This is a genomic window from Streptomyces sp. NPDC048659, assembly GCF_040650575.1.
Lineage (GTDB): Bacteria > Actinomycetota > Actinomycetes > Streptomycetales > Streptomycetaceae > Streptomyces.
In genome coordinates this window covers 22,508-47,962 of sequence record NZ_JBEZHM010000059.1, presented here as the reverse complement: position 1 = coordinate 47,962, position 25,455 = coordinate 22,508, and the positions used below count along the sequence as shown (strand labels likewise).

Annotated in this window: 19 protein-coding genes; 7 read left to right on the top strand and 12 right to left on the bottom strand. The window is 72.7% G+C overall.

Annotation, left to right across the window (positions count from 1 at the left end):
- The coding region (locus AB0C99_RS32555) for a DNRLRE domain-containing protein (RefSeq protein WP_362482960.1) at positions 1-6,316 on the bottom strand (6,316 nt) is incomplete at its 3' end.
- A 436-nt stretch (positions 6,317-6,752) separates the two neighbouring features.
- Here AB0C99_RS32555 and AB0C99_RS32550 point away from each other — a divergent pair.
- Genes AB0C99_RS32550 through AB0C99_RS32540 form a run of 3 tightly spaced genes read left to right on the top strand, consistent with a single transcriptional unit; the run spans position 6,753 to position 10,051 of the window.
- A complete protein-coding gene (locus AB0C99_RS32550; protein WP_362482949.1) occupies positions 6,753-7,223 on the top strand; it encodes a hypothetical protein in 471 nt (156 codons plus the stop codon).
- 15 nt (positions 7,224-7,238) lie between these two features.
- Positions 7,239-9,479 carry a DUF6571 family protein gene (locus AB0C99_RS32545; RefSeq protein WP_362482946.1) on the top strand — a complete coding sequence of 747 codons (2,241 nt, stop codon included), beginning with the start codon at positions 7,239-7,241 and terminating at the stop codon, positions 9,477-9,479.
- Positions 9,479-10,051 carry a hypothetical protein gene (locus AB0C99_RS32540; RefSeq protein WP_362482943.1) on the top strand — a complete coding sequence of 191 codons (573 nt, stop codon included), beginning with the start codon at positions 9,479-9,481 and terminating at the stop codon, positions 10,049-10,051. Before AB0C99_RS32545 ends, AB0C99_RS32540 begins: the two co-directional genes overlap by 1 nt.
- 52 nt (positions 10,052-10,103) lie before the next feature.
- Here AB0C99_RS32540 and AB0C99_RS32535 read toward each other — a convergent pair whose 3' ends face one another.
- The 4 genes from AB0C99_RS32535 to AB0C99_RS32520 all read right to left on the bottom strand — a co-directional run bounded on the left by AB0C99_RS32535 (position 10,104) and on the right by AB0C99_RS32520 (position 14,906).
- A complete protein-coding gene (locus tag AB0C99_RS32535; protein WP_362482941.1) occupies positions 10,104-10,703 on the bottom strand; it encodes an SUKH-4 family immunity protein in 600 nt (199 codons plus the stop codon).
- A gap of 12 nt (positions 10,704-10,715) precedes the next feature.
- Positions 10,716-12,260 (bottom strand): nucleic acid/nucleotide deaminase domain-containing protein, encoded by a 1,545-nt coding sequence (locus tag AB0C99_RS32530; RefSeq protein ID WP_362482938.1) that lies wholly within the window; start codon positions 12,258-12,260, stop codon positions 10,716-10,718.
- A gap of 88 nt (positions 12,261-12,348) precedes the next feature.
- Positions 12,349-14,046: a hypothetical protein gene (locus AB0C99_RS32525; RefSeq protein WP_362482936.1), complete on the bottom strand. Its 1,698-nt coding sequence runs from the start codon at positions 14,044-14,046 to the stop codon at positions 12,349-12,351.
- On the bottom strand, positions 14,043-14,906 hold the full coding sequence (locus AB0C99_RS32520) for an SUKH-4 family immunity protein (RefSeq protein WP_362482933.1): 864 nt from the start codon (positions 14,904-14,906) through the stop codon (positions 14,043-14,045). Before AB0C99_RS32520 ends, AB0C99_RS32525 begins: the two co-directional genes overlap by 4 nt.
- A gap of 217 nt (positions 14,907-15,123) precedes the next feature.
- Between AB0C99_RS32520 and AB0C99_RS32515 the strand changes: the two genes are divergently transcribed.
- Together AB0C99_RS32515 and AB0C99_RS32510 are read left to right on the top strand one after the other, a co-directional pair.
- Positions 15,124-15,348 carry a helix-turn-helix transcriptional regulator gene (locus AB0C99_RS32515; RefSeq protein WP_362482931.1) on the top strand — a complete coding sequence of 75 codons (225 nt, stop codon included), beginning with the start codon at positions 15,124-15,126 and terminating at the stop codon, positions 15,346-15,348.
- Positions 15,318-17,459 (top strand): tetratricopeptide repeat protein, encoded by a 2,142-nt coding sequence (locus AB0C99_RS32510; RefSeq protein WP_362482928.1) that lies wholly within the window; start codon positions 15,318-15,320, stop codon positions 17,457-17,459. The genes AB0C99_RS32515 and AB0C99_RS32510 overlap by 31 nt, the downstream gene beginning before the upstream one ends.
- Positions 17,460-17,562: 103 nt before the next feature.
- Here the strand turns inward: AB0C99_RS32510 and AB0C99_RS32505 are convergent, their stop codons facing one another.
- The 4 genes from AB0C99_RS32505 to AB0C99_RS32490 form a co-directional block, all read right to left on the bottom strand.
- Positions 17,563-19,074 carry a SulP family inorganic anion transporter gene (locus tag AB0C99_RS32505; protein WP_362482925.1) on the bottom strand — a complete coding sequence of 504 codons (1,512 nt, stop codon included), beginning with the start codon at positions 19,072-19,074 and terminating at the stop codon, positions 17,563-17,565.
- Between the two features lie 14 nt (positions 19,075-19,088).
- Positions 19,089-19,670 (bottom strand): carbonic anhydrase, encoded by a 582-nt coding sequence (locus tag AB0C99_RS32500; protein WP_362482922.1) that lies wholly within the window; start codon positions 19,668-19,670, stop codon positions 19,089-19,091.
- A gap of 72 nt (positions 19,671-19,742) precedes the next feature.
- Positions 19,743-20,186, bottom strand: coding sequence for a hypothetical protein (locus tag AB0C99_RS32495; RefSeq protein WP_362482919.1), 444 nt, complete (start codon positions 20,184-20,186; stop codon positions 19,743-19,745).
- A gap of 318 nt (positions 20,187-20,504) precedes the next feature.
- Positions 20,505-21,584 (bottom strand): helix-turn-helix domain-containing protein, encoded by a 1,080-nt coding sequence (locus AB0C99_RS32490; RefSeq protein WP_362482916.1) that lies wholly within the window; start codon positions 21,582-21,584, stop codon positions 20,505-20,507.
- A gap of 304 nt (positions 21,585-21,888) precedes the next feature.
- Here AB0C99_RS32490 and AB0C99_RS32485 point away from each other — a divergent pair, with 304 nt between their 5' ends.
- Positions 21,889-22,740: a YihY/virulence factor BrkB family protein gene (locus AB0C99_RS32485; RefSeq protein WP_362482957.1), complete on the top strand. Its 852-nt coding sequence runs from the start codon at positions 21,889-21,891 to the stop codon at positions 22,738-22,740.
- 176 nt (positions 22,741-22,916) lie between these two features.
- Here the strand turns inward: AB0C99_RS32485 and AB0C99_RS32480 are convergent, their stop codons facing one another.
- On the bottom strand, positions 22,917-23,645 hold the full coding sequence (locus AB0C99_RS32480; RefSeq protein ID WP_362482914.1) for an SMI1/KNR4 family protein: 729 nt from the start codon (positions 23,643-23,645) through the stop codon (positions 22,917-22,919).
- A 363-nt stretch (positions 23,646-24,008) separates the two neighbouring features.
- On the opposite strand from AB0C99_RS32480, the gene AB0C99_RS32475 reads away from it, so the two are divergent.
- Positions 24,009-24,149, top strand: a complete 141-nt coding sequence (locus tag AB0C99_RS32475) for a peptidoglycan-binding domain-containing protein (RefSeq protein ID WP_362482911.1) — start codon at positions 24,009-24,011, stop codon at positions 24,147-24,149.
- Positions 24,150-24,182: 33 nt separating this feature from the next.
- Here AB0C99_RS32475 and AB0C99_RS32470 read toward each other — a convergent pair whose 3' ends face one another.
- Positions 24,183-24,803 carry a hypothetical protein gene (locus tag AB0C99_RS32470; protein WP_362482908.1) on the bottom strand — a complete coding sequence of 207 codons (621 nt, stop codon included), beginning with the start codon at positions 24,801-24,803 and terminating at the stop codon, positions 24,183-24,185.
- Positions 24,804-24,864: 61 nt separating this feature from the next.
- Complete coding sequence (locus AB0C99_RS32465; protein WP_362482905.1) at positions 24,865-25,356, bottom strand: hypothetical protein; 492 nt, start codon at positions 25,354-25,356, stop codon at positions 24,865-24,867.
- Positions 25,357-25,455 lie beyond the last annotated feature (99 nt).

The window sequence follows — 25,455 nt, the reverse complement described above, 5'->3', positions numbered from 1 at the left end:
GGTCAGGCCGAAGAGGATCCACCCGATCCGCGGCGGGAGCAGGAGCAGGCAGGAGGCGGCGAAGAGCCCGCCCATGCTGCCCCACTGCCAGTGCACGGTTGTTCCACAGCGTCTGGCCCGCGGCGTAGTACGTGCCGAACGCGGTGTACCGGGCGTCGTAGCGGCCCCAGCGGGTCGCCTTGCCCGCCGCCGAGCGGTAGCGGTTGCCGGCCTTGGCGACCGCGCGCTTCGTCGAGCTGGTCGTGCGGACACGCGCCTTCTTGGCGGCGCCGTACGCCCGCTTCGCCTTCTTCGCCTTCGACGCCATCCGCAGCGACTTGCCCGCGATGCCGATGCCCGGCAGCGTCATCGCCGCCCCCACGTAGTCACGGGACCGGATCGAGCGGTACGCGCTGTACGCGTTCAGCCCGAGCGCGACCATCCCGAGACCGGGGACGAACATCGACGCGACGGAGGCCACCGTCGCGATGGTACCGATGTTCCGCTTGACGAAGCCGCCGGCCTTCTTGGCCCACTTCGGCATCCCCCACTTGCCGTCCAGGTCGAACATGTTGACCGGGTCGGCGTTGACGTAGTCGTAGGGGTTCGCGTTGCCGCCGTAGACCGGGTCCGTGGACAGGAAGCGCCCGGTGGAGGGGTCGTACAGGCGGACGCCCATCAGGCTCAGACCGGTCAGGGTCTCGCCCGAGCGCTGCTTGCCGCCGAGCCAGCCGTACCGCGGCTGCTGCTCCTGCCCGGCGCGCGGCACGCCGTACTCGTCGGTGTCGAGCGCCACGGGCGCCACCGAACCGTCCAGCGGGAGCTGGAGCGCCACGTCGCCGTGGATGTTCGTCAGCTGGAGCACCGTGTCGCCGGACTTGCCGGTGGTCGCGGCGAGGTCGCCCGACGCCGAGTCGACGTTCCTGGTCAGGGCGCCGGACGCGGTGTCCTCGACGATCCAGCGCGGGTTGTCGCCGTCCGAGTCGTAGTGGTTCCGCTTGGACTTCTCGCGCAGCCAGGTGCCCGCCGCGTCCCGGTCCACCGTGAAGGAGCGGAACCGGTGCGCCGCGTCGAGCTGCCAGGTCTGCCGCTTGCCGTCCGCGGTCTGCTGGTACGCCAGGTCGTTCGCGTAGTAGCCGACCGTGCCGTGACCCGGCACGGACGTGGTGCGCCCGAAGGCGTCGTAGACGTACCCGGGCTCCGTGATCCGGCTGGCGCCGTCGTAGCCCGTGCGGGTCGTCGTGCCGCCCGCCGCGGTGCAGTCCGCGCCCTTGGCCGCGGCGGCGGAGGTCAGCGAGGTCCGGTGGGTGCGCTTGTCGAAGCCGTAGGCCCGCGTGGTGCACACCGACTCCACCGTGTCCTCGACCCGGGTCAGCCGGCCCGTCGCGTCGTAGCCGTAGCTCTGCTGCGACCAGCCGGAGTGCTGGGTGACCTGGCCGTGGATCGACTCGCTGACGGTGTCGGAGACGAGCTCAAGGCCGTCCCGGTCCCGGGTGTAGACCCGGCTGCTCGCCGTGCCGGTGGGATCCTCCTTCTGGGTGAGGGTGTAGCCGCCGGGCAGCCGCTCGCTGGTGACCCCGCCGTCGGCGTCGTAGCGCGCGGAGAAGGTGCCCGCGACCGAGTCCGTCGTGGACGTGGCGAGGCCGCGCGGCTCGACGGAGGTGTCGTAGGCGTACGTGACCGTCGACGGGACCGAGTCGCGGACCTCCACGGGCCGGCCGAGCCGGTCGTACGAGGTCGTCGTCGCGCCGCCGTCGGCGTCGGTGTACGAGACGAGGCGGCCGAGCGTGTCGTACGCCTTGGTGATCGTGCCGCCGGTCGGCGACACCGTCTTGACCTCCCGGCCGGACGCCGGGTCGTAGACGGTGGTCGACTCCGGCACCGCCTGGCCCACGCCGCCGGTGACCTTGCTGGTCACGGGGCGGCCCGCCGCGTCGAACGTGGTCGTCGTGGTGCGGGTGACGCCGTTCGCCGTCTCGGTGACCTTCGCCGGCTGGCCCCACCAGTTGTACTCGGTGGTGGTCGTCGGCAGCTCCGCCGGATGGCCGCCGCCGACCGTCCCGGCCGGTCCGACCGAGCAGAGCTGGTCGGCCCACTCCGGCCGGCCCGCGCAGGCGCCCGAACCGGCGGCGGACCAGTACGAGGTGACCCGGGCCGCCGCGTCGGAGCCCGACGAACCCGGCGGGACCTCCTTGGTCTTGCGGCCCTGCTCGTCGTACTCGGTGCCGGTGGCCAGCGCGAGGCCGCCCGGATCCTGGACCGACCGCGTGGGCAGGCCCTTCGTCCAGTCGTACGCGGTCTCCGTGACCCTCGGGTCCGCGAGGACCTCCGGGTGCGCGCGGACCTGCGCGCCGCTGGTGCTCCGGGTGACCTGGTCGCGGATGCTCGCGGACCCGTCGGTCGGGCGGCCCGCGTCGTACTCCTTGACCGTCCAGCTCCGTGCCGTGACCGACTCGCCGGCCGCGGTGTGGACGGTGCCGCCGGACTTCAGGTCCGCCGTCAGGTCCACCCGGTGCAGCGGCCCGAGCTCCTCCAGCTCCCGGGTGCCCGCCCGGTCGTAGACGGAGCGGGTGGCGAGCAGCTCGGCGCGCTCGGGGCCGGGCAGCCCGGCGATCCCGAGGTCCGCGAGCAGCTCGCGGTCCGCCGCGTCGGCGCCGAGCGCGAGCGCCCGGTTGGCCGCGGACAGCTCGCGGACGGCGTTGCCGTTCTCGTCGTGGTCGGCGGCGCTGATGTGGCCGCCCGGCTCGGCGGTGTTCACCTCGCGGCCCGACACGTCCAGGTAGCGGACGGTGGCCCGGTGGTAGGCGGCCTTGGCGAGCTCGCCGCCGGCGTGCGCGGACGGCACCGCGTCGGCGGGCAGCACGGCCGTCGCGTCGGTGGGCGCGGACAGCTGCCCCCAGGCGGCGACGTCCCGCGCGCCCATCGGGTACGGGGCGCGGTCCCCGGTCAGCGGCACGCCGTAGACGACGCTGGTCGCGGCGGTGCCGTCGACCCGGTCGGCGCTGCCGGGCGCGAGCGCCGGGCGGGAGGCGCGGAGCAGCTTGCCGTCACCCGCGGTGGCGTCCTGGCCGCCGCTGCCGTACGCGAAGGTCCAGGGCTGCTCACCGGGCGGGGTGAGACCGGTGACCCGGCCCGCGTCGTCGTAGTCGTACGCGGTCTTCAGGGCGGGCGAGACCAGCGGGTTCCAGGTCTCGCGGAGCCGGCCGCGCGCGTCGTAGCGGTAGGTCTGGACGGTCTTCGCGGTCGCCGCGGCGGCGCCGGGCTCCGTCGACCAGAGCCTGATCTCCTTGACCTGGTCCTTGACGTCGCCGAGGGTGTCGCCGGCGGCGGTGGTGCCCGTCGCGTACACGTACTCCAGCGCGCGGCAGCCCCGCGTGCTGGGTGTCGAGGTGCAGGCGGCGGCGGTGGTCGCGGAGCTGGGCGCGACGACCCGCTTGGGGCGGGCGAGCTTGACGCCGTCGACGGTCACGGTCTCGGAGACCACGGTGGTCGCGGAGGCGGCGAGCCCGTTGAGGAGCGTGGACGACACCTGCCAGGTCGGCGCGGTGGCGTCGGCCCGGGTGAAGGTGGTGACGGTGCCCTCCGGGTCGGAGAGCGTGAAGGTGCCGGTCACCGAGCCCCGCAGGACGAGGTCCTCGGCGCCGGGTTCGGCGACCCAGCCGTCGCGGGCCGCGTTGGCGGTGAAGTGGATGGGGTCGCCCTCGGCGTCGACGACATCGACGGCGGTGTCGGACAGGCGGTTCAGGTAGGCGTAGTCGGAGTCGGTCGTCTCGGCCGCGGTGCCGGCCACCCACTCCTTGCCGAAGATGGGCGCCTGGCCCGTCTGCTTGGTGCCCGCGTCGGGGCGCCGGGAGGAGGCGGAGCGGTTGACGGACAGGTCGAACGCGGAGACGTCGCTCGCGGAGAGCGCGTAGTCGCCGGTCAGCAGGTTGACGCTGCCGGGGCCGACGTCGGTGGTGGCGGCGCCGCTCGCGTTGCGGTCGACGACGACGGTACGGGGGGCGGTGGCGCCCTTGGCGCCGCCGGGTCCGGTCAGGTCGGCCTTGAGCTGGATGGTGCCGTCGGGGTCGACGGTCCGGGTGGCCTCCCAGGACAGCTGCTTGTTCTTGCCGCCGGTCAGCGGCACGGGCCAGGTCACGCCGCCGGGCTCGGCGCCGCTGACGTGGGCCGCGGGTATCGGCTGCCAGGGGTCGGCCTCGGAGCGGCGCCAGGAGAAGGAGACCTGGTCGAAGACGCGGCCGTCGGCGTGGGCGACGAGCGGCACGCGCCGGACGATCCGGGTGCCCTCGCCGGGCTGGGCGACGCCGCCGGGGCCCGCGTCGAAGGCGTACTCGGCGGCCTCGGAGCGGTTGTCGGCCTTGTCGACGGCCCGGACGCGCAGGGTGAGGGTGCCGTCGGTGGCCGGGGTGACGGAGAGGTTCGCCGTCGCGGCACTCGTGTGCGAGACCTTGGTCCAGGTAGTGCCGTCGAGGGACCACTCCAGCCAGTTGACGTCGGCCGACGCGGGGGTCACGGCGAAGGTGCCGGGCTTGCCCGCGCCGCCGGCCCAGCGGTCCGCCGGGTAGTCCTTGGAGGTGATGGACACGGGCGCGGAGGGGGCCCGGGTGTCGACGGTGAAGGTCTTCCACGCGGACCACGCCGTGTTGTAGTGCGTGCCGTCGTAGGAGTTGCTGCGGAACTTGTACGTGCGCCCGTCGGTGAGCACGCCCGCCGGGACGGTCACCGCGGCGGGCTGCCCGGAGGCCACGTACGGGGAGACGAGCAGTCCGCCGACCTGCTGGTCGGTGACGGAGTCGAAGATCTGGAAGGTGGCGTTGACCTTGTCACCGTTCTTGTCGGTGATGGTGTCGCGCAGCACCGGCCGCACCGTGTTGACCATGTAGGCGCCGCCGTAGGAGAAGTACGGGGGACCCGCCTCCTGCTTGGTGCCGATACCGGGCCGGTAGTTGTACGTGACGGAGAGCTTCGGCGGGTTCTGCGCGGCGTTCGCGGAGTTGACCCGCTTCCACTGCGCGACCTCGGTCTCCGAGGTGGCCCGCAGACCCATCCCGGAGGTGGCCTCCTTGGACGAGGCCCACTCCTGCACCAGCGTCTTCACGTCGGCGGTGATCCAGCCGTCGGGCTGGGTGGAGCAGCCCGGGTTGCCGGTGGTCTGGGTGGAGGTGGCCCGCTTGGCCGTCCACGCGGGCTGCGCGGTCCAGCGGGAGGCGGTGGACGCCTTGCCGGTCGCCCAGACCTCCCACGGGTACGCCTTGCAGTCGGTGTTGGCCGAGTGGAAGTTCCACAGGGACAGCGTGGCCGAGGAGATGAGGGAGTCGGCGATCGGCGCGGTGTTCCAGGTGATGAAGGAACGCGCGGTGCGCGGCGTGCCGTTGGCGTTCTTGGTGCCCGGGTTGCCGAGGTCGAGCTCGGTGTCGGTGGACCAGTCGCGGGTCTCGCCCTGCTGGACGTACGTGTCGAAGACGTTGCCGAGGCTGCCGGTGGAGGGGTCCACGGTGACCGGGTACGTGGTGGCCGGGTCGGCCAGGAACGCCGGGTCGGGGGTGAGGACGAGGTCCACGCCGTCGTCGGTCCTGACGACCTTCATGGCGACGGGGGCGCGGCGGGTGTGCTCGCCGGAGACCGGGTCGGTGGAGGCGTCCCACATCAGCGGGGCCGGCATCACCGCCTGGCGCTTCTTCTCGCCGTCGACGAAGAGGAGGCTGCCGTCGGGCTGTTCCTGGACGTCGAGGCCCTGGGTGCGCAGCGGCAGGGTGTACGTGTACGCGTCCGTGTCCGGGCGTCGCTTGATCTCGACGAACTGCTCGAAGCCGGTGCGGGTGGCGTCGACGATGACGTCGGCGCCGGGGACGGCCTCGGGGTAGCGGGCGCGGGTGCCGTTGAGCTGGGGGGCGGGCAGGCCGCCCTTCCACTGGAGGGTGATCTGCTGGTCGCCCTCGCCGAGGGTGACCAGGTCGTGCGCGGGGGCCTGCTGGGCGGCGCTCAGCGAGCGGGGCTTGGCGCCACCGCCGCCGGCCGAGAGTTCGAGGCCGTGGGGGTGGGCGACGGGCTCGATGTCGCCGTCGGGCGCCTTGCGCAGCCGTACGTCCACGTCGGTCCAGGCGCCGTCGCGCTCGAACCGGACGGGGCCGCCGAAGAGTTCGGAGGTGAGGCTGCCGTCGGGGTTCGCCCAGGTGGTGGACGTCTCCGAACGCTCGGACAGCGCCTCGACCTTCTTGCCGGACAGCTTGGCGGCGGTCCGCGCGGAGGCGAGGTCGGCCGCCTCGGTGACGGCGGTGGCCGCGGGTTCGCGTTCGGCGGCGAAAGCGGCGCCGCCCTCCGCCAGGCCCGCGGTCATCAGCAGCGCGAGCGTGCCCGCGAGGTGCTTGAGGCTCCGCCCCGTCCATGGTCTGTGGCGCTCGGTCGCGCGATCCAGCGGGTGACCCAAGGTCATGAGGCCCATCCATCCATTCGTTCGTATCGCGGGCAGGGGGTGCCCCACGTGGGGGGCACCAAATACTCACAAGATGCTTATTACGACTGGAAGGGGCGTTACTTGATCTTCATCAACTTAAGGACCTAGGGCCCTAACGAGGATTAAAGTCCTTAAAACTGGACATAAGTGCCCGCGCGTCGAGGGTCGTGAAAGAAGCCGGAACTCCCCTTGACCCGTCAAGAATTCGCCACCCGGAACGATCACCCCTGGCGGGACGAAGGTCACCCGGCTAGCGTCACCGATGGTGCGTCAGCGCCACCAGGGCCAAAAGACCATCAGGGACACGGGGGTGTCGACGATGTCGTTCGACAGAGAGTGGGCCACGGAGAAGGCGACCGTGGCGATGCGGCTGAACCAGGTCGACAACACCGGCGGCGGGACGCCGGCCAAGGGCTCCGCCGACTACGTGGTCGAGGACGACGACCTCGGCGACGTCGGGCACGCCGCGTACGGCCTCTTCAGCGGACTCGAACCGGCCGGCAAGCACGCCACCGCCGCCAGCGAGAGCGCGGGCAGCAGCCTGACGGGCGACGGCCTCGCCTCCGGCGCCGCGCTCACGGAGGTGACGAGGACCTGGGACACCCAGGTGAAGACCCTCCTCCAGGCGTGCGCGCACATCTCCAACCACCTCGCCCACACCCAGCGCTCGAACAAGGCCGAGGATGTCTGGATCGCGGCGCAGCTGCGGAGCGTCGGCACGCCCGCCGAGGGGCTTCCTGGCACGGACGGTTCGGTGCCCGCCTCCCAGATCGACAGGTACTTCCGGTAAGGAGCCGATCCCGCCATGCCCACCTTCGAGCAGCTCCTCAACGCGCGACTCGGCCCGATGGACGCCGCCGCCACCCAGTGGACCGAGATGATCGCCAAGCTCACGGCGCTCCGGACCGACGCGGCGGCCATGAAGTCCAAGGCCGACACGTCCACCTGGCGGGGCGAGAACGCCACCGTCACCAAGGCGTTCGTCGGCAAGACCGCGAAGGAGTTCGGCGACGCCGTCGCCGAGGCCGAGTCCGTACGCGACCTCCTCAAGGACGCCCACACGCTCCTGAAGACCGCCCAGGACGACCTCAAGGCCGCCTACGAGAACCCGCCGCCGGGCATCACCATCTACCCGAACGGGGTCCTCAGCCACCGTATCCACCCCGACCGGCGCCCGGCCGGAAGTACCGAACCCGTCGCCACCCAGGCGCAGTTCGACGCGCTGCGCGGCAAGCTCGAAGGCATCCTCCAGCGCGCCGCCGAAGCCGACGAGCTGTGCGCGTGGGGCCTGCGCGCGCTCGTCAGGAACCACCCGAACGACTTCGCCGAAAAGGGCCCCCGCGACATCGGCGAGGCCAGGAGGCAGCGCGAGGACGAACAGCGGCAGGCCGCGAACGGCCGCGAGGCGGCGGGGCTGTACGCCCGCTGGGACCACCTGGACGACAAGGAACGCGCCCGCCTCCTGGAGCTCGTCGAGGGCGGCAAGGACGTCCCGGCGTTCACGACCGAGCTGATGACGAACCTCGGCTACTTCGGCCGCGAGGACCAGGAGGCGCTGCTGCTGCTCGCCGGCAGCCTGGAGCACGGTGGCCGCGACGGGCAGGTCTCGGCGACCGACGCCCGCCTGTACAAGGCGCTGTCCGCGAGCCTCGCCACCGCGACCGGACCGGACTCCCCGCTCGGCACCCCCGGCGGCGTCCCCGCGGACTGGACCCAGCGGCTCCTCGCCACGGCCCGGAACGGCAACGGCCTGCCCGACCGGCACCCCGGGGCGCTGCCGGGCGGGGCGACCGGCTGGAACGAGCTCACCGGCCTCATGGCCGCGGACGCCGGCGACGCCCCGTACGACCCGAAGGACCCCAAGGACAGCCAGTTCCGCAAGGACAAGGACGACCCGGTCTACAGCGAGGCGTTCCTGACGCAGGTCGGCAACGGCATCCGCGAGTGGGAGACGGGCCGCAAGAACGCGTACGACGGCGTCATGGAGCACTGGCAGGGCACCCAGCAGGACCCGATGAAGGGCCTGCTGAACGCGATGAGCCGCAACCCGGACGCCGCCACGCACTACTTCGACCCGAACACGACGGACAACCTGAAGTACTTCCTGGAGGACCGGAAGTGGCCGGGCGCCGACGTCCAGGACAAGATGCCCGAGGACACCCAGCGGAGCTCGGCCCGCGCCGAGTTCGCCGCCGCCGTCGACGCCGCGGCCACGGGCCGCCCGCCGGGCACGGACATGAGCCCCGTGGGCACCCGTCACGACGGCGCCCAGTCCGCGATCTTCGAGCGGATGCTGGCCGAGTACGCCGAGGACACCCGGAAGAACCCGAGCGCCGTTCCCGTCTCCCTGCGCATGGCCATGGGCGAGATGATCGGCTCCTACGGCTCGGACGTGAACGAGATCCTCGGCAAGAACATGGACAACCCCACCGCCTTCAACGACCTGACCGTCTCGCGCGGTGACCTGATCCGGATCATCCGCTCGGTGTCCGAGGACCCCCAGGCGTTCGGCGCGATCCACGCCTCGCAGACGGCGGTGGTCGCGGAGGGCCTGGACCGCTTCCCGGTCGAGTCGTACCGCACGGAGGACCCGGTGATGCGGTCCTGGGTCGCCCAGTCCTCGTCGGTCCTCGGCACCCTTGACGGCGTACGCGGGGACGTCATCTTCGACCTCGGGCAGGCGAAGAAGGACGCCAACGCCTGGAACAAGATGATGAACTACCACGTCATCGGGGCCCCGTTCACGGGCATCCCCTGGGCCGGTGACGTGATCCAGCGCTCCATCGACGTGTCGACGGCCGACTACATGAACGGCCTCAACGCGAAGGTGGACGCCGAAACCCGCAACAACATGATCAACCACTACGACAACGGCCAGCGGCAGATGCTCACCATGCTCCGCGAGACGGCGAGGGAGCGGGACCTCGACCCCAAGCTGTTCGACGACGGCACGCAGGAGTTCGAGCGCGGCCTCCAGCGGACCGCGCAGGAGTGGTACCAGATGGGCATCAAGGCCGCGGACCTGCACATGGGGGAGCGCTACTGATGCCGCCGAAACGCTTCGTCATCCCCGCCGCCACGGCGACGGCGGCAGCGGCGGCCCTGACGGCCTACCTCCTGTGGCCGGCCCCGCAGCCCGGCCAGACCGGACAGTCCGCCCTCTGCTTCGGCTCCCTCACCCCGCGGACGGCGGCCCTGATCGACGACGGCCAGGGCGGAGCGGTGAGCGCGGCGGAGCGCGAGAAGAAGGGCGAGGGCGACCACGCCGTCTTCAGGATGTGCCTGCTCCAGCGCGCCACGGCGGCGAGCGACGGCACCCCGAGACAGGTCTACTCCCTGATCGTCCAGGACAGCAGAACCCCGGTGACCACACGCGCGGGCGCCACCCCCCTCCCCGCCGGCACCACCGGCTGGGCCCTCCCCGACGCGGCCGAAGCCCAGCTCCCACCGGGCTGCGCGACCCGCATGGGCTCGACGGCGCCGTACATCACGGTCACGGTCAGCGCCCCGTCGCAGGCGGCGGGGAAGAGCCCGGTGGACCGGGCGACGGCGATCGGCAACGTGAGCAGGGTCGTCACGGAGTCGGCGGGGAACCTGGCGCGGCTGGCGGGGTGCTGAGCGGGCACTGGGAAGGTCCTGATGGGGCGGACGGCCCGGGGCGCCGGAGGCGTCAGCCCCACATGCCGAGGGCCAGCTCCTCGAAGAAGGCGCTCCACGCGCCGTCCTCGCTCGCGAACGGCGTCTCGTCGACCCTCGTGATGCGCGCCCTGAGCTCCTCCACGGCCGCCGCCCGCGCCAGGTCGTCGCGGTGGGGGAGCTCGCGGAGCTCGGCGACCCCCGTCTCGACGACGATGAGGGCGTGGACGAGCGAGGAGACGTCCGCGTGCATCGGGACGGGGAACTCCTCGCCCTCGGCGAAGGAGTAGACCTTCCCGGAGGCGGGGTCGAGGGCGACCGTCGCGTACTGGAACTCCCCGAGGATCTCCCACGACGCGGCCTCCTCGGGGAGGGCCGCCCCCTCGGCGTCGAAGGCGGCCTGGAGGGAGGGACGGCAGGACAGGCCGGGGGAGAGCCGGTCCGGGGCGGCGGGCTCTTCGTACTCGCCCAGGTCCACCTTGGTGGAGAACAGCTTGCCCGACGGCAGGCCCACCGTCGCGAGGAAGCCGGCGGTGGGGGCGTGCAGACGGCTGCCCGCGTACCGGGGGAAGTAGGTGACCCCGGCCGCCCCGAACGTGGCGGGCACCTGGTCGGCTCGGATGTCGATCAGCACGGGTCGGCCTTCCTACGGATGTCCCTGGGACTTCTGCTTCGCCTCCAATGCTGTCATGTAGGCGCGGTGTTCCTTGTCCCGGTCCCAGAGGCTCTTGTTCGACTGGTCGTAGCTGTTGGTGTGGGTGACTTCCAGGGCGGGGTTCTTCGACTGGAAGTGCTTGTGTAACCACTGGTCGCACTTGGGGGAGAGCTGGCACGGTTCGCGTTCCGTGTAGACGGCGGTGAGGTTCGCCTCCAGGTTCTTCTTGAGCAGCGGGTACCCGATGGTGCGTTCGGAGTGCGGGCCCTCGCTGTCGCCGACCAGGATGATCGGCTTGCCCGTCTTCGGGTCGATGTACCGGCCGGCGGCGAAGTTGGTGCCCCCGTAGTCGTCCTTCGCGTACCGCGCGATCTCCGTCGCGCGGGACAGATCGGTGCTGCCGGGCGCGATCTTCGTGGACGTGACCTTGGGGTTGCCCTTGCCGACCGGGGCGGTATAGGGGTGCCGCTCACGGTCTGCGGGCCGCCAGACCGTGCCGTCCTTCTCCACGACGTCCCAGATCCCGGACTTGTCGCCGGGGTCGAGCGCGCTGGTGGTCCCGTTGTAGTTGAGCCGCTGCACCGAACCGTCGGCGTTCAGCAGGTACATCGGGACCTCCTTGTCGTCACCGCACTTCTCCAGCTCCTCCTTGACGTCGTCGTCGTGGTCCTTGTGGCTCGTCTTGCTCTTGTCGATCTTGCCGCCGTGGTCCTCAAGGGTCTTGACCATCTCGTCGGCCTTCTTCTCGACGGCCTCCTCCGCCTTGTCCATGACCACGGCCAGCTTGTGGAACCGGCTGTCCTTGCGCACGGATGCCTTGCGGTTCCCGCCCTTGCCCTTGAACTCGCCGCTCTTCTTGTCGAAGTTGCCCGCCGTCTTGCGGTAGTCGCCCGCCGCGCGGTCGAACTCGTCGAACTCGATGACGAGGTCCTGCGCCATCCCCGCGGCGCCCTGCGGCATCGCGTCGTCGGCGGTCCCGCCGCCGAGTCGGCGGGTGAAGAGCTTCTCGATCTCGGCGAGGACCTTCGCCTCGATCTTGTCCGTGACGATCGACGCGATCTCCCCGACCGCGTAGTCGATGGCCTCCTGGATCACGATGCGGGCCGCGGCGATCGCGGCGGCGGACAGCAGGGCGCTGAGGCCCGCGGAGAAGATCATGCCGATGACGCCCGCCGTGGCCGCCGCCGCGGTCGCGCTCAGCTTGGTGATGATGGCGATCTTGCAGCCGACGATGAGCCCGGCGCACTCGTCGAGCGCCCCGGCGAGCGTGTCGCAGCCGTTGGCGAAGGTGGTGAGGTCCCGCGTGGTCAGCTTCCCCCACCGCAGGTCGATCGCCGTGACCGTCTCGCCCTTGCTCTTGCCCGCGACGATGTGGGAACAGGCGTTGTTGCCTTCCTTGATGGCGTCGCGGATGCCCTCGGCCAGATGCCGGTAGTCCTTGGCGGACGCCCTGACCTCGTCCTCGTCGATCTGGGGCCAGTCCACCCCGATGAGGTCCAGGACTTCGACGAGGTCGCCGGGCAGCTTCTTCCCCATGTGTGTCCCCCCGAACAGACGGTCGCCATCCACCCTCGGCGGTGCGGGTCGACGGCGTCAACTATCTGTACAGGATGGAAATTGAGGGTCAGTCAGTTGCACGGACCGGCATCGGGACGCCGTCGGTGTCCAGGAGGTCCGGGGAGAGGCGGACCAGGGCGTCGTCCAGTCCGACGAGCACCTCCCCGGCCGGGGTCACGCACACCGCGCGGGCCGGGCGCCCCGCGTGGAACGCGCGCACCCGGCCCGAGGCCGTCGCGCACAGCTCCAGCAGCCCGTCGGACCAGGCGACCGCGAGAAGCGGCCCGTACGGGGTCCGCGCCGCGTGCACGGCCGCCACCGCGCAGGAACGGCGCCGGTACGCACCGTCCATCGGCGCGCCGCCCGGCACCCAGAGCCGGACCGCCCCGTCGGCGCCGCCGCTGTACACCAGCACGGCGGACTCGGCCTCGTTCACGGGCACCGCGACCACCGAGACGGCGGTCACCGGCCCGTCGTGCAGCCGCACCTGTCCCTCGGCGGCCCCCGCGACGAGCACCTCTCCGGTCGAGCGTCCCAGTGCCACGACGTCACCGCCCGGGGCGGCGCCCGAGACGAGGGCGGTCCCCCGCCGCCCGCGCAGCGCCGAGGCGAGGGCGTCGGAGGCCGGCCGGCGCTCCTGGAGCAGGGCCTCGATGCCCGTCGAGGCGGTATGCGTGGACCAGGCGGCCTCGACGCCGATGCCGCCCGCCGGGTGGAGGAGGAGCACGGACCCGTCGGACAGGACGCAGGCCCCCGAGGCGGGTGCCGCACCCGGCAGCCTGCCCAGCGGGGCGCCGTCCGCCACGGCGAGGCGGCGGACCGTCCCCGCCGGATCGAGCGCCAGCACCGCGCCGGGCCCCTCGCCTCCGGCGGGCGCCAGGGCGACGACGGGGCCGGGCCACGGCGGTACGGGGTTCCCCTTGGCGAGCCGCCAGTTCACCCGCCACGACGCGCCCGCCGCCACGGCCTCCAGGCTCGTGCGCAGCCCCGGATCGCCGTCGGGGCCGAGCGCGAGCAGCAGGGCGACCGCGCGCTCCGCCGGAGCCGTGTCCCGTACGAGGGCGGGCCCGGCGCGGAACCAGGCGGCGCGCAGCCCGGGGACGCGGGTGGCCGCCGGGTCCTCGGCTTCGAGGAGCGCGGTGACGTGCTGGGGGTCGGCGGCGCACAGGGAGGCGCCGTCCGCCGGATCGAAGCCGGCGGGCACGTCGTCGGGCGCGGCGGCGCCGGGCGGGGCGGAGGGGAGGGCGGCGGGCCGGCGCGCGCGGCTCTCCGGATCGGTCCACTGGGGCAGCCCGAGATCCAGTACGGCCGCCCGGTCACCGCCGAGGACCCGGTGGGCCGGGCTCCCGGTCCGGGCCTCCACGATCACCCGCACCCCCGGCGCGTCCGCCAGCAGCACGGCCAGCCGGGCCACGGACTCCCGCTCGGCGTTCGGCAGCACGAGCACGGTCCGGCGCCCGTCCCGCGCCAGCAGCCCGGCGAGCTCGCCGCCGCTTGCCGCCGCGATCCCCAGTTGCTCCGCCAGCGCCCACACGGACCCCGCGACGGAGCGGGCCGCGACGGGGACGACCGCGTGCACCGTCCGCTCGGCGGCCGTGCCCGTACGGCTGCCATGGCGTATGAGCCACGCCAGCAGCGAAGACTTCCCGCAGGCGGGGGGTCCGGACACCAGGCACAGGGACGGCGCGCCGGGATCGGCGAGCCAGCCGAGTAAGGCCGCCGCCGCGGGCTCGCGGCCTCCCTCCGGCCGGTCCCACGCGGTCACGGCCGCTCCGGCGGGCGCGCGGAGTGGACGATCAGCTCCTGAAGCCCCCGCTCGCGCGACTCGGCGGTCGCCCCGTAGTCGAAACTGTGGGTGTACTCGGCGTGCGGGAACGTCTGTGCCATCCACAGCGCGCAGTAGTGGCCCGGCATCGCGCACGGTTCCAGCTCGCAGTGGACGCGCCGGACGCGGGAGGCCGGGACGCCCAGGCCGGCCAGCCGGTTCCAGACGGCCTGCTCGGGATGTGGCAGCCCCGGCCCTGCGGACTCGGTGACGGTGTGCGGCGCCCCGTGCTCGTCCTCGTACTCGAAGGTCGCGGCGAAGGGGAAGTTGACGGTGTGCCGGACGTCGTCGAGGACCCGGGGCCACCAGCTCTCGCGCTGCGCGAACGCGGCCGGATCGATCCGCCGCAGCTCCGCGCCGAGACGCCGGAACACCTCCGCCGCCTCCATCAGACCGGCCGCCGTCATGAGCTCGGGCAGCGCCGAGTCCAGGGCCTGGAGCGAGGCGTTGAACGTCGACGCGTCCGTGTTCACGAACATGTCGTCCGCCACGTCCCACAGGACGACCGCCTGCACGGCCCCGTCCGGACGCACACACAGGTGTGCCCCGCCGTCACCGCCGATCCGGGGCCAACTCCCCATCTCCACCGGCGGCCTCGGCTGCCCCTGCTGGACCGCGAACGTGTCGAGCGCGACGGGCTCGCTCGGAGCCGTGCTCCGGAAGTACGGCAGCACACCGCGCGGTACCCCCGTCTCCGTCAGCATCAGCCGGCTCGCCTCGGGGAGCCGCGCCCCGGCGAGCCCGCCGTGGTCGAACCGGCGCAGGCCATCCGGGCCGAAATACTGCTCAGCGGACGTCATCGGCTTCCTCACCTAGGCTCTCTCCAGCGACCAGCAACGACCCTAACCCCGGCCCACCGGAGAAATCCGGAGAGATGCGGGAGAGGTACGGGGGAGCTAAGGGAGAGCCGCGGGAGGAGCCCGGGAGGAGCCCGGGGGGATGGAGCCGCTCGCGGTCGGCCGACTAGGCTGACGCGGTTTCGCGGCGGGCGCCGGTTCCGCCGTGGAGAAGGAGGGCATGGGCGTGATGACCGCCGTGTCGGGTCCGGCCGGATTCGCCGAGGCGCTGCGGGGCCACCGGCGCGCGGCGCGGCTGACCCTGGAGCAGCTCGCCGAGGCGTCCGGGGTCAGCGCTCGCACCCTGTCCGACATGGAACGGGGCCGCAGCCGGGGCCCCAGCACCGCACGGTCGCGGCGGTCGCGGACGCCCTGGTGCTCGGCGCCGCCGACCGGGCGCGGTTGATCGAGCTGGCGCGCGAGGGCCGGCTGCGGGACCACTGGCAGCGCGAACCCGGCCTCTGCGAACTGCCGCGCGCGATAGCCGACTTCACCGGCCGCGCGGCGGAGCCGGCCTGGGTGGGCGAGCTTGTGCGCGCCGAGCACAACCCGGGGGCCGGCGTAGTGGGAGTCATCACCGGTCCGGCGGGCCCGGGCAAGACCACGCTCGCCCTGCGCGCCGCCCACGCGGTGCGGCCCGGCTTCCCCGACGGGGTGCTCTTCCTCGACCTGCTCGGCATGTCGCAGCGCCCCGTGGCCCCCGACGACGCCCTGCGGCAGCTCCTGCGGGCCCTCGGCGTCGCGGAGCAGCGCATCCCGGGCGACACGGAGGCGCGGGCGGCGCTCTACCGGTCGCTGCTGCGGGACCGGCGCACCCTGGTCGTCCTGGACAACGCCGCCTCGGAGGAGCAGGTGCGCCCGCTGCTGCCCGGCGGCGGCACCGGCCGGGCGCTGCTGACGACGCGGCGCCTGCTGCCGGGCCTGGAGGGCGTGCGCAGGCTGGCCCTCGGCCCGCTCCCGGCGGCGGAGTCCATGCACCTGCTGACGGGCATCCTGGGCGAACGTTCGGCGACGGACGGCACGCGCGCCCTCGCCCGGCTCGCGGACCTCTGCGGGGGCCTGCCGCTCGCGCTGCGGATCGTGGGCAACCGGCTCTTCAGCCGCCCCCGTTGGGACGCCGCCGAGCTCGCCGCCCGGCTGGCGAACGACGAGCGCAGACTCGATCAGATGACGGCGGGCGACCTCAAGATAGCCAACGCCTTCGGGCTCTCGTACGAGCAACTCGCCGCCCCCGCACGGCGGATGTTCCGGCGGCTCGCCCTCGTGCCCGGAGCGGACTTCGACGCGACCGTGGCCGGCGCCGCGGGCGGGATGGCGCGGGGCGAGGCGTGGGAGGCCCTGGACGACCTCGTGGACCTCGGCCTGCTCCACGACGGCGCGGCGGGCCGCTACCGCTTCCACGACCTGGTCCGGCTGTTCGCCCGCGAGCGGCTGTACGCGGAGGAGCCGGCGGCCGAGCGCGAGGCGCTGACCGTGCGGGTGACGGCGTGGCTGCTCGGCACGGCCACGCTGGCGGGCCGGTGGTTCGAGCCCGGGTACGGCGCGCCGGATGCGACGACGCCGGACGTCACCGCCGCTGCACCGGCAGCACCGGCAGCCCCCGCATCCCCCGCATCCCCCGCATCCCCGTTCACCCCCTCCGACGCGGAGGAAGCCGACAGATGGCTGCGCCGGAACGTCGACAACTGGCTCGGCGCCCTGCGGACCGCCTCCGCCGACGGCACGTACGCGCTGGTCCTGGACTGCGCCGAGGCGATGCACTGGTTCTCCGACCAGTGGGTCCACGGCCCACACTGGCAGGAGGTCTTCACCCTCGGCGCCGACGCTGCCGCCCACCTGGGCGACCTCGCGCAGCAGGCGACCCAGCTGAACCACCTGGCCTGGGTGCACGCCATCCCGCTCAACGACCCCGAGACGGCGCTGCGGCACGCCACCACCGCCGTGGACCTCGCCGCCCGCTTGGGCGCCACGGCCCAGATCGCCTGGGCGCACGGCTACACCGCCGTCGCCCAGCGCCGCCTGGGCCGCTTCGACGAGGCCGTGGCCTCCGCGATCCGCGCGGTGGAGCTGGTCCGGCCGCTCGGCGACGCCGAGGCGTACCTGTCGTGCACGATCAACGTCGGCCACTGCCTGCGCGACAGAGGGCGCCACGACGAGGCCATCGAGCGCTACCACGAGGGACTCGCGCTGATCGCGGACGCCGACTCCGGCCTGACCCCGAGCATCGCCGCCAACCTGCGCGCCGACACCCTGGCCCACCTCGGCCGCTGCCCGGGCGCCCTCGGCAGGCGCGACGAGGCGATCGGCACGCTCACCGAGGCGATCGCCCTCATGCGGGCGTTCGACCCCACCTACGTGCAGGCGGGCGCCCTGGAGACCCTGGCCGCCCACCTGTCCGACGCCGACCGGACCGCGGAGAGCCGCCACACGTACGCCCGCGCGGCCGAGGTCTACGAGACGATCGGCGACCTCCCGGCCGCGACCCGCTGCCGCGAGCGGGCGACCCCGGCTCCCTGAGGCCCCGGTCGCGGCACGGTCCGCGCGCGCGACCGTCGACGCACGGCGTCCGCCGGGCCGTCGGGGCCCGGCGGACGAGGCGGACGAGGCCGACGACGGGACGTCAGCGGGACGAGTCGGCTGGTTCGGAGGCCCGGCCGCCGGCCGGCAGGGCGTGGAGGCGGACGGCGTCCGGGTGCTGGGGGCTGTGGCGGGCGGCCCAGGCTTCCAGGGCGGTGCGGCAGGCGTGGTCGAGATGATGGACCTGGGAGAGGTCCAGTTCGACGGGCCGGTCGTGGGGCAGCGCCTCCAGGGCGTCGAGTATCTTCGGCAGGCGCAGGAACGTGATGGTGCCGGAGAGACGGACCCTGACCGGTCCGCCCGCCGCCTCGTCCTTGCGGTCGATGCGCAGCTGGGAGGCGTCCCAGGCGGCCTTGGCCACGGACAGGACCAGGCCGATCAGGACGCCCTCGAACATGTTGACCGCCACGATCGACACCGCCGTCACCACCAGGATCAGCGCCTCCCCGCGCTGTCCGCGCCAGAGGGTGGCGACCGCCCGGAACGGGATGAGCTTCCAGCCCGCGTGGACCAGGATGCCGGCGAGCGCGGCCAGGGGCACGTACGCGAGCGTCGCGGGCAGCAGGGCCGCGAACAGCAGCAGCCACAGGCCGTGCAGCACCCGGGACGCCTTGGTGCGGGCGCCCGCCTGCACGTTGGCCGAGCTGCGCACGATGACGGCGGTCATGGGCAGCGCCCCGAGCAGGCCGCAGAGGGTGTTGCCGACGCCCTGCGCGACGAGCTCCCGGTCGTACTGGGTGCGCGGGCCCGCGTGCAGCCGGTCGACGGCCGCGGCGCTGAACAGCGACTCGGCCGAGGCGATCAGCGCGAACGCGAGGACGGTGCCGAGGAGCGCCGGGTCGGCGAGCCCGGAGAGGGCGTCGGCACCGGGCAGGTGGACGGCGTCGAAGACGTCGCCGACCCGCACGGTGGCGATCGGCAGGTCGAACAGCCAGGTCAGGCCCGCCGCCAGCGCGACGGCGACCAGCGCGCCGGGGACGGCGCGCCCGGCGCGGGGCAGCCGCCGCCAGGTCACCATGACCAGCACGGTCCCGGCGGCGACGGCCAGGGACACCAGGGCGGTCGTGCTGCCCAGGGCGGTGACCAGGGCGGCGGGCAGCCCGGCCAGCTTGGCGAGCCCGGAGGCGGGGGCGGCGACGCCCGCCGCGGCGTACAGCTGCCCCGCGATGATGACGAGCCCGATGCCGGCCAGCATCCCCTCCACGACGGAGAGGGAGATGGCTCGGAACCAGCGGCCCCACTTCAGGACGCCCATGACGATCTGGAGGAGTCCGGCCAGGAGCACGATCACGCCGAGCGCGGCCAGGCCGAAGGCGCGGACCGCCTCGAACACGAGCACGGTCAGACCGGCGGCCGGCCCGGAGACCTGGAGGCTGCTGCCGCGCATCAGACCGGTGACGATGCCGCCGACGATGCCGGTGATCAGGCCGAGTTCGGCGGGCACGCCGGACGCGACGGCCACCCCCACGCACAGCGGGAGCGCGACGAGGAAGACGACGAGAGAGGCGGCGAAGTCCTGCCGCAGATAGGGGAATCGGGAGAGGGAAGGCAGCATGCGGAACTCCCCCTTCACAGGGACTCGAACGAGTCGGACTCGGATCGGTACGCGCTGACCGCGCCGGTGTGCACCTCGTAGAACCAGCCGTGCAGGCGAAGCTCACCGGCCGCCAGGCGCCGCTCCACGCACGGGTAGGAGCGCAGCCGGAGCAGCTGGGCGAGGACGTGGCCGCGTACGGCGTCGGCGACGGCCGGGTCGTCGGGGCGCCCGGGCGTGCCCTCGGGGGCCGCGTGCGCGAGCCAGTCCCGCACGGCGGGCACGGCGCTGAGGTCGTCGCCGCGGACGAGGGCGCCGACGGCGCCGCAGTGGGAGTGGCCGCAGACCACGACGTCGCGGACGCCGAGGACCTCGACGGCGTACTCGATGGTGGCGGTCTCGCCGGTGGGGGCGGCTCCAGCGTACGGGGGGACGATGCTGCCCGCCGTACGCAGTTCGAACAGTTCGCCGGGGCGCGCTCCGGTGATGAGCGCCGGGACGACCCGGGAGTCGGAGCAGGTGATGAAGAGGGCGGCGGGGGACTGGCCCTGGGCGAACGGGGCGAACTCCTCAGGGCGCTGTCCGAACCGGCGGGCGTGGTCGATGAGGGGCTGCATGGCGTGTATTCCTCCTGGCGCGCGTGGGGGCGCGTCGGGCTGACAGGACGGCTTCGTGTGCGGTCCTGCCTGTCAGCAGCGGAAAACCTGGAGTGCGGCGGGTGCGGGGGACTGCGCGTGTGCGACGTCGGGGCCGTGGGCGTGGTGCCGTCTCGTGCGCGCGGCGCCGTCGTCGTCGGTCGTCGACTGTTCCAGGACGAGGGGTACAGGCCGGAGTTCGGCGTGGTCCGCCGGGCACGGGGCCGCGCGGTGCGGCAGCGCGCACCGGCGCCCCTGGTGGCGGGCCGCGGCGCGGCCGTGGGTGGCGCTGTTCTCGCAGTGCTGCGCGGGCGCGGTCTCGTACGGGGCGGGGGCGGCCGCGAGGACCCGCGGCTGCGGTTCGCCCGGGCGAGGCCCGGGCGCCGCCGCCGCGGGGCTCCAGCCGCCGCAGCTCACGACGAGGAGGAGCGCGAGCACGAGGGCGGGCAGGAGCGCGGGCGCCGTTCCGGCGCGTCCGGTGGACGTCGTCGTACGCACTTTCCCTCCCTCTGCCCTCGTCGTTTCTCGACGTTCCCGTCGTCAACACGATTCACCAAAGCAAGTTCATGCCTGGGTCAACGAACAGTAATACGGGCAGGTGATGTCCCCTGCGTAACACCAGGTGAACAACCCAGGTTTCCGACTGGAATCAGCCGCAAGTTGACGCGATCAGCCAGGAGATCGGCGCCTGGGCGCGTTCGAACAGGGGGCGCGGCCGTCCGCGACCGCCCGCACACGAGGGGCGTGGAGCGGCGCGAAGAGGCACGTGGGGGCACGTGGGGGCGCTGCCTCAGGGAACCTCGCCCCCTTGTGCGCCTACGCCTCGAACCCGGGTCCGGATCCAGACCCGGACCCGGGGTGGCGGCGCAGGGCCGAAGGCGTGTGCCCGGTCCAGCGGAGCACGGCCCGGCGCAGGGTGCGGGCGTCGGCGTAACCGTTGCGCGCGGCGATCGCGTCGACGGGCAGGTCGGTCGAGTCGAGCAGCCGGGTGACCTTTTCGCGACGCAGGTCCTGGATCTCGGCCGTCCAGGTCGTGCCGTGCTCACCGAGGCGGCGCTGGAGCGTGCGCGGGCTGACGGCCAGCCGGGCCGCCGTCGCGGCCAGCGTCGCGCCGCCGTCTCCGCTCCCGTCCCCCTCTTCCGCGTCCCTGACCGCGACGCGGAACAGCGCGAGCCAGTCGTGCAGGGGGATCGCCGCGGCGATGGTCAGCTCGGCGTGCCTGCGCAGCACGCCGGACAGCCCGGGCTGGAAGTTCGGCATCGGGCACCGCAGGTCGTCGGCGCGGAAGGTGAGGGAGCTGACCGGCCGCTCGAACTCGATGTTCCGGGTGCCGTACAGGGCGCACAAGGCGTCGTGGCGGCGGGGCGCCTGGGTGGCGAGGGCGACCCGTACGGGAACGAGCTCCCTTCCCAGCGCCGTACTGAGCCGGTGGCGGAGGAGAGCCAGCGCGTACGCGCGGATGGCCGACGCGGCGGTGTAGCTGAGGTCGGCGGCGTTCACGTGGCTGAGGGTGATCTCCCTGTCGTCCTCGGTCACGAACATGGTGTCGCTGCCGGCGTCCGCGACGCCCGCGATGAAGTCCATGGCGTCGCGGAACCCGTCGACGGGCGTCGGCGCGGAGGTCAGCAGGTAGTCCCACACCCCGAGCTGCCCGAACGCCGTCTGCTCGATCATCAGCTGGGCGACCTCGGTCCAGGGGGCCTGGGTGACCATGAGTTCCCAGATGCGGATGTTGGTGGAAGCGGGGGGCCGGTACCGGTCCCCGGCCAGATGGGCGGGATCCATGCCCAGCAGGTGGGCGTAACGGTCCTTGGACACGCCGAGGAGGCCGGCGGCTCGGGCGTTGATGCGGGTGAAGGCGGCGGAGGTGGTACCGGGATGCGTAAGCGATGACACGAGCGGCGACTGTATGCCAGTGGGGCGGCGGGTCTCGCCTGGGGTCGGCGATCGGTGATCGGTGATCGCGGATGGTCGGAGATGCGGATAGGCGGATAGGAGGATGGCCAGACGGTCGTATGGGCAGATGGCCCGAGGGGATAAGCGCTCCGGGTAAGTAGCGTGGAGACGCTCGACCCCTCGACACGATCGGCGCCCCGTACCCATGAGCCACCCCGCCCCTCGGAAACGCCACGACCGCGTGCCCGCCCGTGCCGCACGCCACCGCGCCTGGTGGCGTGCCCTGCGCCGGACGCCCGCCACGATGTGGCGGGACGACATCACCGACTACGCCGCGGCCCTGACGTACTACGCGATCCTCGCGATCCTGCCGGCGCTGCTCGTCACCGTCCTGGCCTTCGCCCTCATCGACCCGGAGACCGCGCAACGGTTCGTCACCCATGTCACGCGCTACGCCCCGGGCCAGTCGGGCACGGAACTGCGCGGGCTGCTCGACGGAGCCCTGGCCCAGCACTCCGCCACCTGGACGCTGCTGGCGGCGGGCGCGGTGAGCGCCCTGTGGTCCTCGTGCAGCTACCTGGCCGTCTTCCGGCGGGCGCTGCACCGGATGCACGGCGTGCCCGACCGCCGTTCCCCGTGGCGCAAGGCGCACCGCATCCTCGTGACCGCCCTCGTCCTGCTGGTGCTGCTGGCCGTGAGCGCGCTGGTGCTCGTCCTCAGCGGCCCCATAGCCGGGAGCGTGGGCTCCCTGCTCCACCTCGACGCGGAGGTGCCGGTCGTCTGGAGCCTGGTCCGGTGGCCGCTGATGCTGTCCCTCGTACTGGTCCTGGTCGTCGTCGTCTTCCGGACGGGACCGCCGTCCGCCCGCCGCCGGGGCCACAGCCTGCCGGGCGGCACGCTGGCGGCCGTCCTGTGGCTCACAGTCTCCGCGGGCTTCGCCCTGTACACGTCGATGGTGGGGACGTATGGCCGGCTGTACGGCTCACTGGGCGGGGTGGTCGTCTTCCTCATCTGGCTGTGGCTGTCCAACCTGTCCCTGCTCACCGGCGCACAGTTCACCGCCGAACTCCACCTGGACCGCACGCCCCGCCAACCGGCCCCGAAACCGAAACCGGAAGAGGAACAGGAGCAGGACGACATCAGGACGGCCGTGTGAGGCCCGTCCAGAGAGCGAAAGCGGGATCCCCTCCGGGCCAGTCGACGTCGGTGAGGGTGACGAGCAGACGGCCGTCGGAGAGCGCCACAGCCACGTCCATGCCGGGGGGGGAAGAGGGACGCCGGATCCCGCATCTCCCGCCCGCCCAGCAGCAGGACCAGCCCGAACGGCGTGCATCAGCGACAGTCGTTGATCCAGTCTCCCGGGATCAGGTCACGAACGCGGTCGAGGCTCTCCGCCGTCCGGCCGCGGGCGAAGAGGGCCGCGCCGGCGTCGTCGCGCAGCAGGGCGTCCTGGCCCAGGAACCACCGGATTCCATTGTGCTCGTCACCGATGGGATACTCCGGGAACGGCAACCGGACGTAGTTCTCCTCCAGCAACTCGACGTCGGAGTCGTCGGAGTCGAGGTAGTCGCAGAGCGTTTCATCCGTATGCAGAGATTCGGAAAGGACGATCTCAACGAAGCAGAGGGAAAGACGCTCCAGCCAGCCCTCCCATCGCTCTGCGCTCTTGTCTGCCAGATCGGTCCGGCTGAACACCGCGGGGTCGTCATCCTCAAGGCAGTCGAGGAGAATGCCCCAAGACACCGCGCCCTGATTCTCGTGCCGGAAGACCAGGGCCTCCCCGGCCTCATCCAAGTAGAGCTCGGCTGGGCTGAGGAGCACGTCGTATCTGCTGGTCAGATCCGTACGGCGCCCGAACAGCAGGTACGCCTCGCGCAATGTCGTGGGCAGTCGGACGCCCAGCCTCTCCTCGGCCGCGACCAGATCAGCCTCCGCCCACCCGTCACCGCTCTCCAGGGCGCCGGCCCAGTGGGTGGCGAAGCCCTGGATGAAGCGCCACGCACCCATACGGCCTTCTACGGCTCCGGCAAGAGAGGAAGCAAGTTCGAATCCCTGTGTCATGACAGGACGATATCCACGTCGCGCGTCGAGCCTTCAGCAGCCCGACGCGCCGACGAAGCCTCCTCCGAAGGCAACGGAGAATTCCTGACCTGCTCGGTCGACATCTGTTTCTCCTGGACTGGCTGTGGCTGTCGGCCGGGACGACGCGTACCCGCCCGGCGGCAGCGAGCTCTTCCCGGCGCCGTGGACGACCGTGATCCGAGCCCGACACGAGTGCGCCCCGCCCAAGGAGCCGGAGAAGCCACGGCCCCCGGCGTCCCCGCTGACCGTGCCACCGATCCCGTAGCGACGCCTTCACCGACCGCAGCGACTCCTCCGCGAAGGTGAGGCGCTTCAGGCACTGCTGATCACCACGGCTACCCAGTGGGCTCCGGTGGCGTGGACGGCTGCTTCGGCGCGGGGACCGAGTCCGCGGTGAAGCGCTTCCCGCGCTCGTACGGGCTCACCGCCGACGGCACGGTCGCCGCCAGGACTTGGGGACGGCTCCCGACCGAGAAGAGGTAGTACGTCCTTACGTACTCGGGGAGCTGCCCGTCGCTATCCCCACCCGGCGTAGATGGTGACGTTCTCGCCGTTGTCCCGGGCCCCGACGCACACGTCGCGCCAGTCGAGCAGCCAGCCGTTGGCGCGACACCTCTCCCGCTGGAGGCCCAGTGTGCGGATGATCTCCGGGCGGGACAGGCCGTCCTCGCTGGCGACCGTCGCGAGGCGCCAGCAGCCGCCGGACCCGCAGCCGATTCCTTCGCTGGTCATGCTGATGCCTGGTGGCATTGTGGGGAGGGCCTTGGACGGCGGGGCGTCCGAGCCTTCGCTGATCAGCAGCGCGTACAAGAGGCCGACCACCAGGGTGAGGCCGAATTGCGTCCCCAGAATGCCGATCGCTCCGTTCCGGAGGGAAATCCACTTTGGGGGAGGGGTGCCCTCCCGCCGGCCTTCCAGCCCCGCACCACAGGCGACCAGCAGCGGCGCCAGGATCGTGAACAGGAGATGGGCGTCGGGCCTGGGGGCGGAGATCCAGGTCTGCTGGACGCTGATCAGCAGACCGGCCCCGGCGAGCAGCGTGGCGCCGATCGCGAGGCCGACAGCGCGGGTGCGGGCGAGCGTCGCCCAGACGGCGGCGGGCGCGACGGCGAAGAGTATCCCCAGGGCGGTCAGCATGTACGGGGGGACGTGCGGTCTCGAACACCCGGTTCCACGGGGCAGGGGCTCACCTCGGGGCTCACCTTGGGGCTACGGGCCCGTCGGCGTCGGCCAGTGGCAGGCCATCGGGTGGGCTCGTCGCTGCCGTCCCGTCGGCCTGCCATGTCGATGGGGGTCCTTCCTCAGGCAGCAGGCTCCAGCCGAGGTGTGCCGTGAGGAAGGCGGCGAACTCGTCGGCATCCGCTGATTCGGCGGGCAGGTCATCCGGCCGGGGTCGGTAGAGCCCGAGGAGTTCGTCGCGCAGGCGGGCGTCCAGAGTCGGCGCCTGATGGACGTCGACAGTCCCGCGATAGAACAGCCAGTCGAAGATCCGGACGGCAGGGCAGCGGCCCGACTGCGGCAGCTCCCCCTGATGCTCGTCCTGCCAGGAGCCGACATAGGCGTAGTCCGCCTGCTCCAACGCTTCGTCGAAGGCCGGAGTGGGGAGCTCCTTCAGGTTCCAGTAGATCCGTGCTTCGGCTTCCGGGAGGGGGTGCGGGACTGCGGCCAGCCACAGGCGGTATTCGAACACCGAAGCAGTCTGACAGGTCGTCCGTCGACGTCGGGCAGGACCCGGCCGGCCCGACGTCGACTCGGCCGACCCGGCCGGCCGAGTCACGTTCGCTCGCAA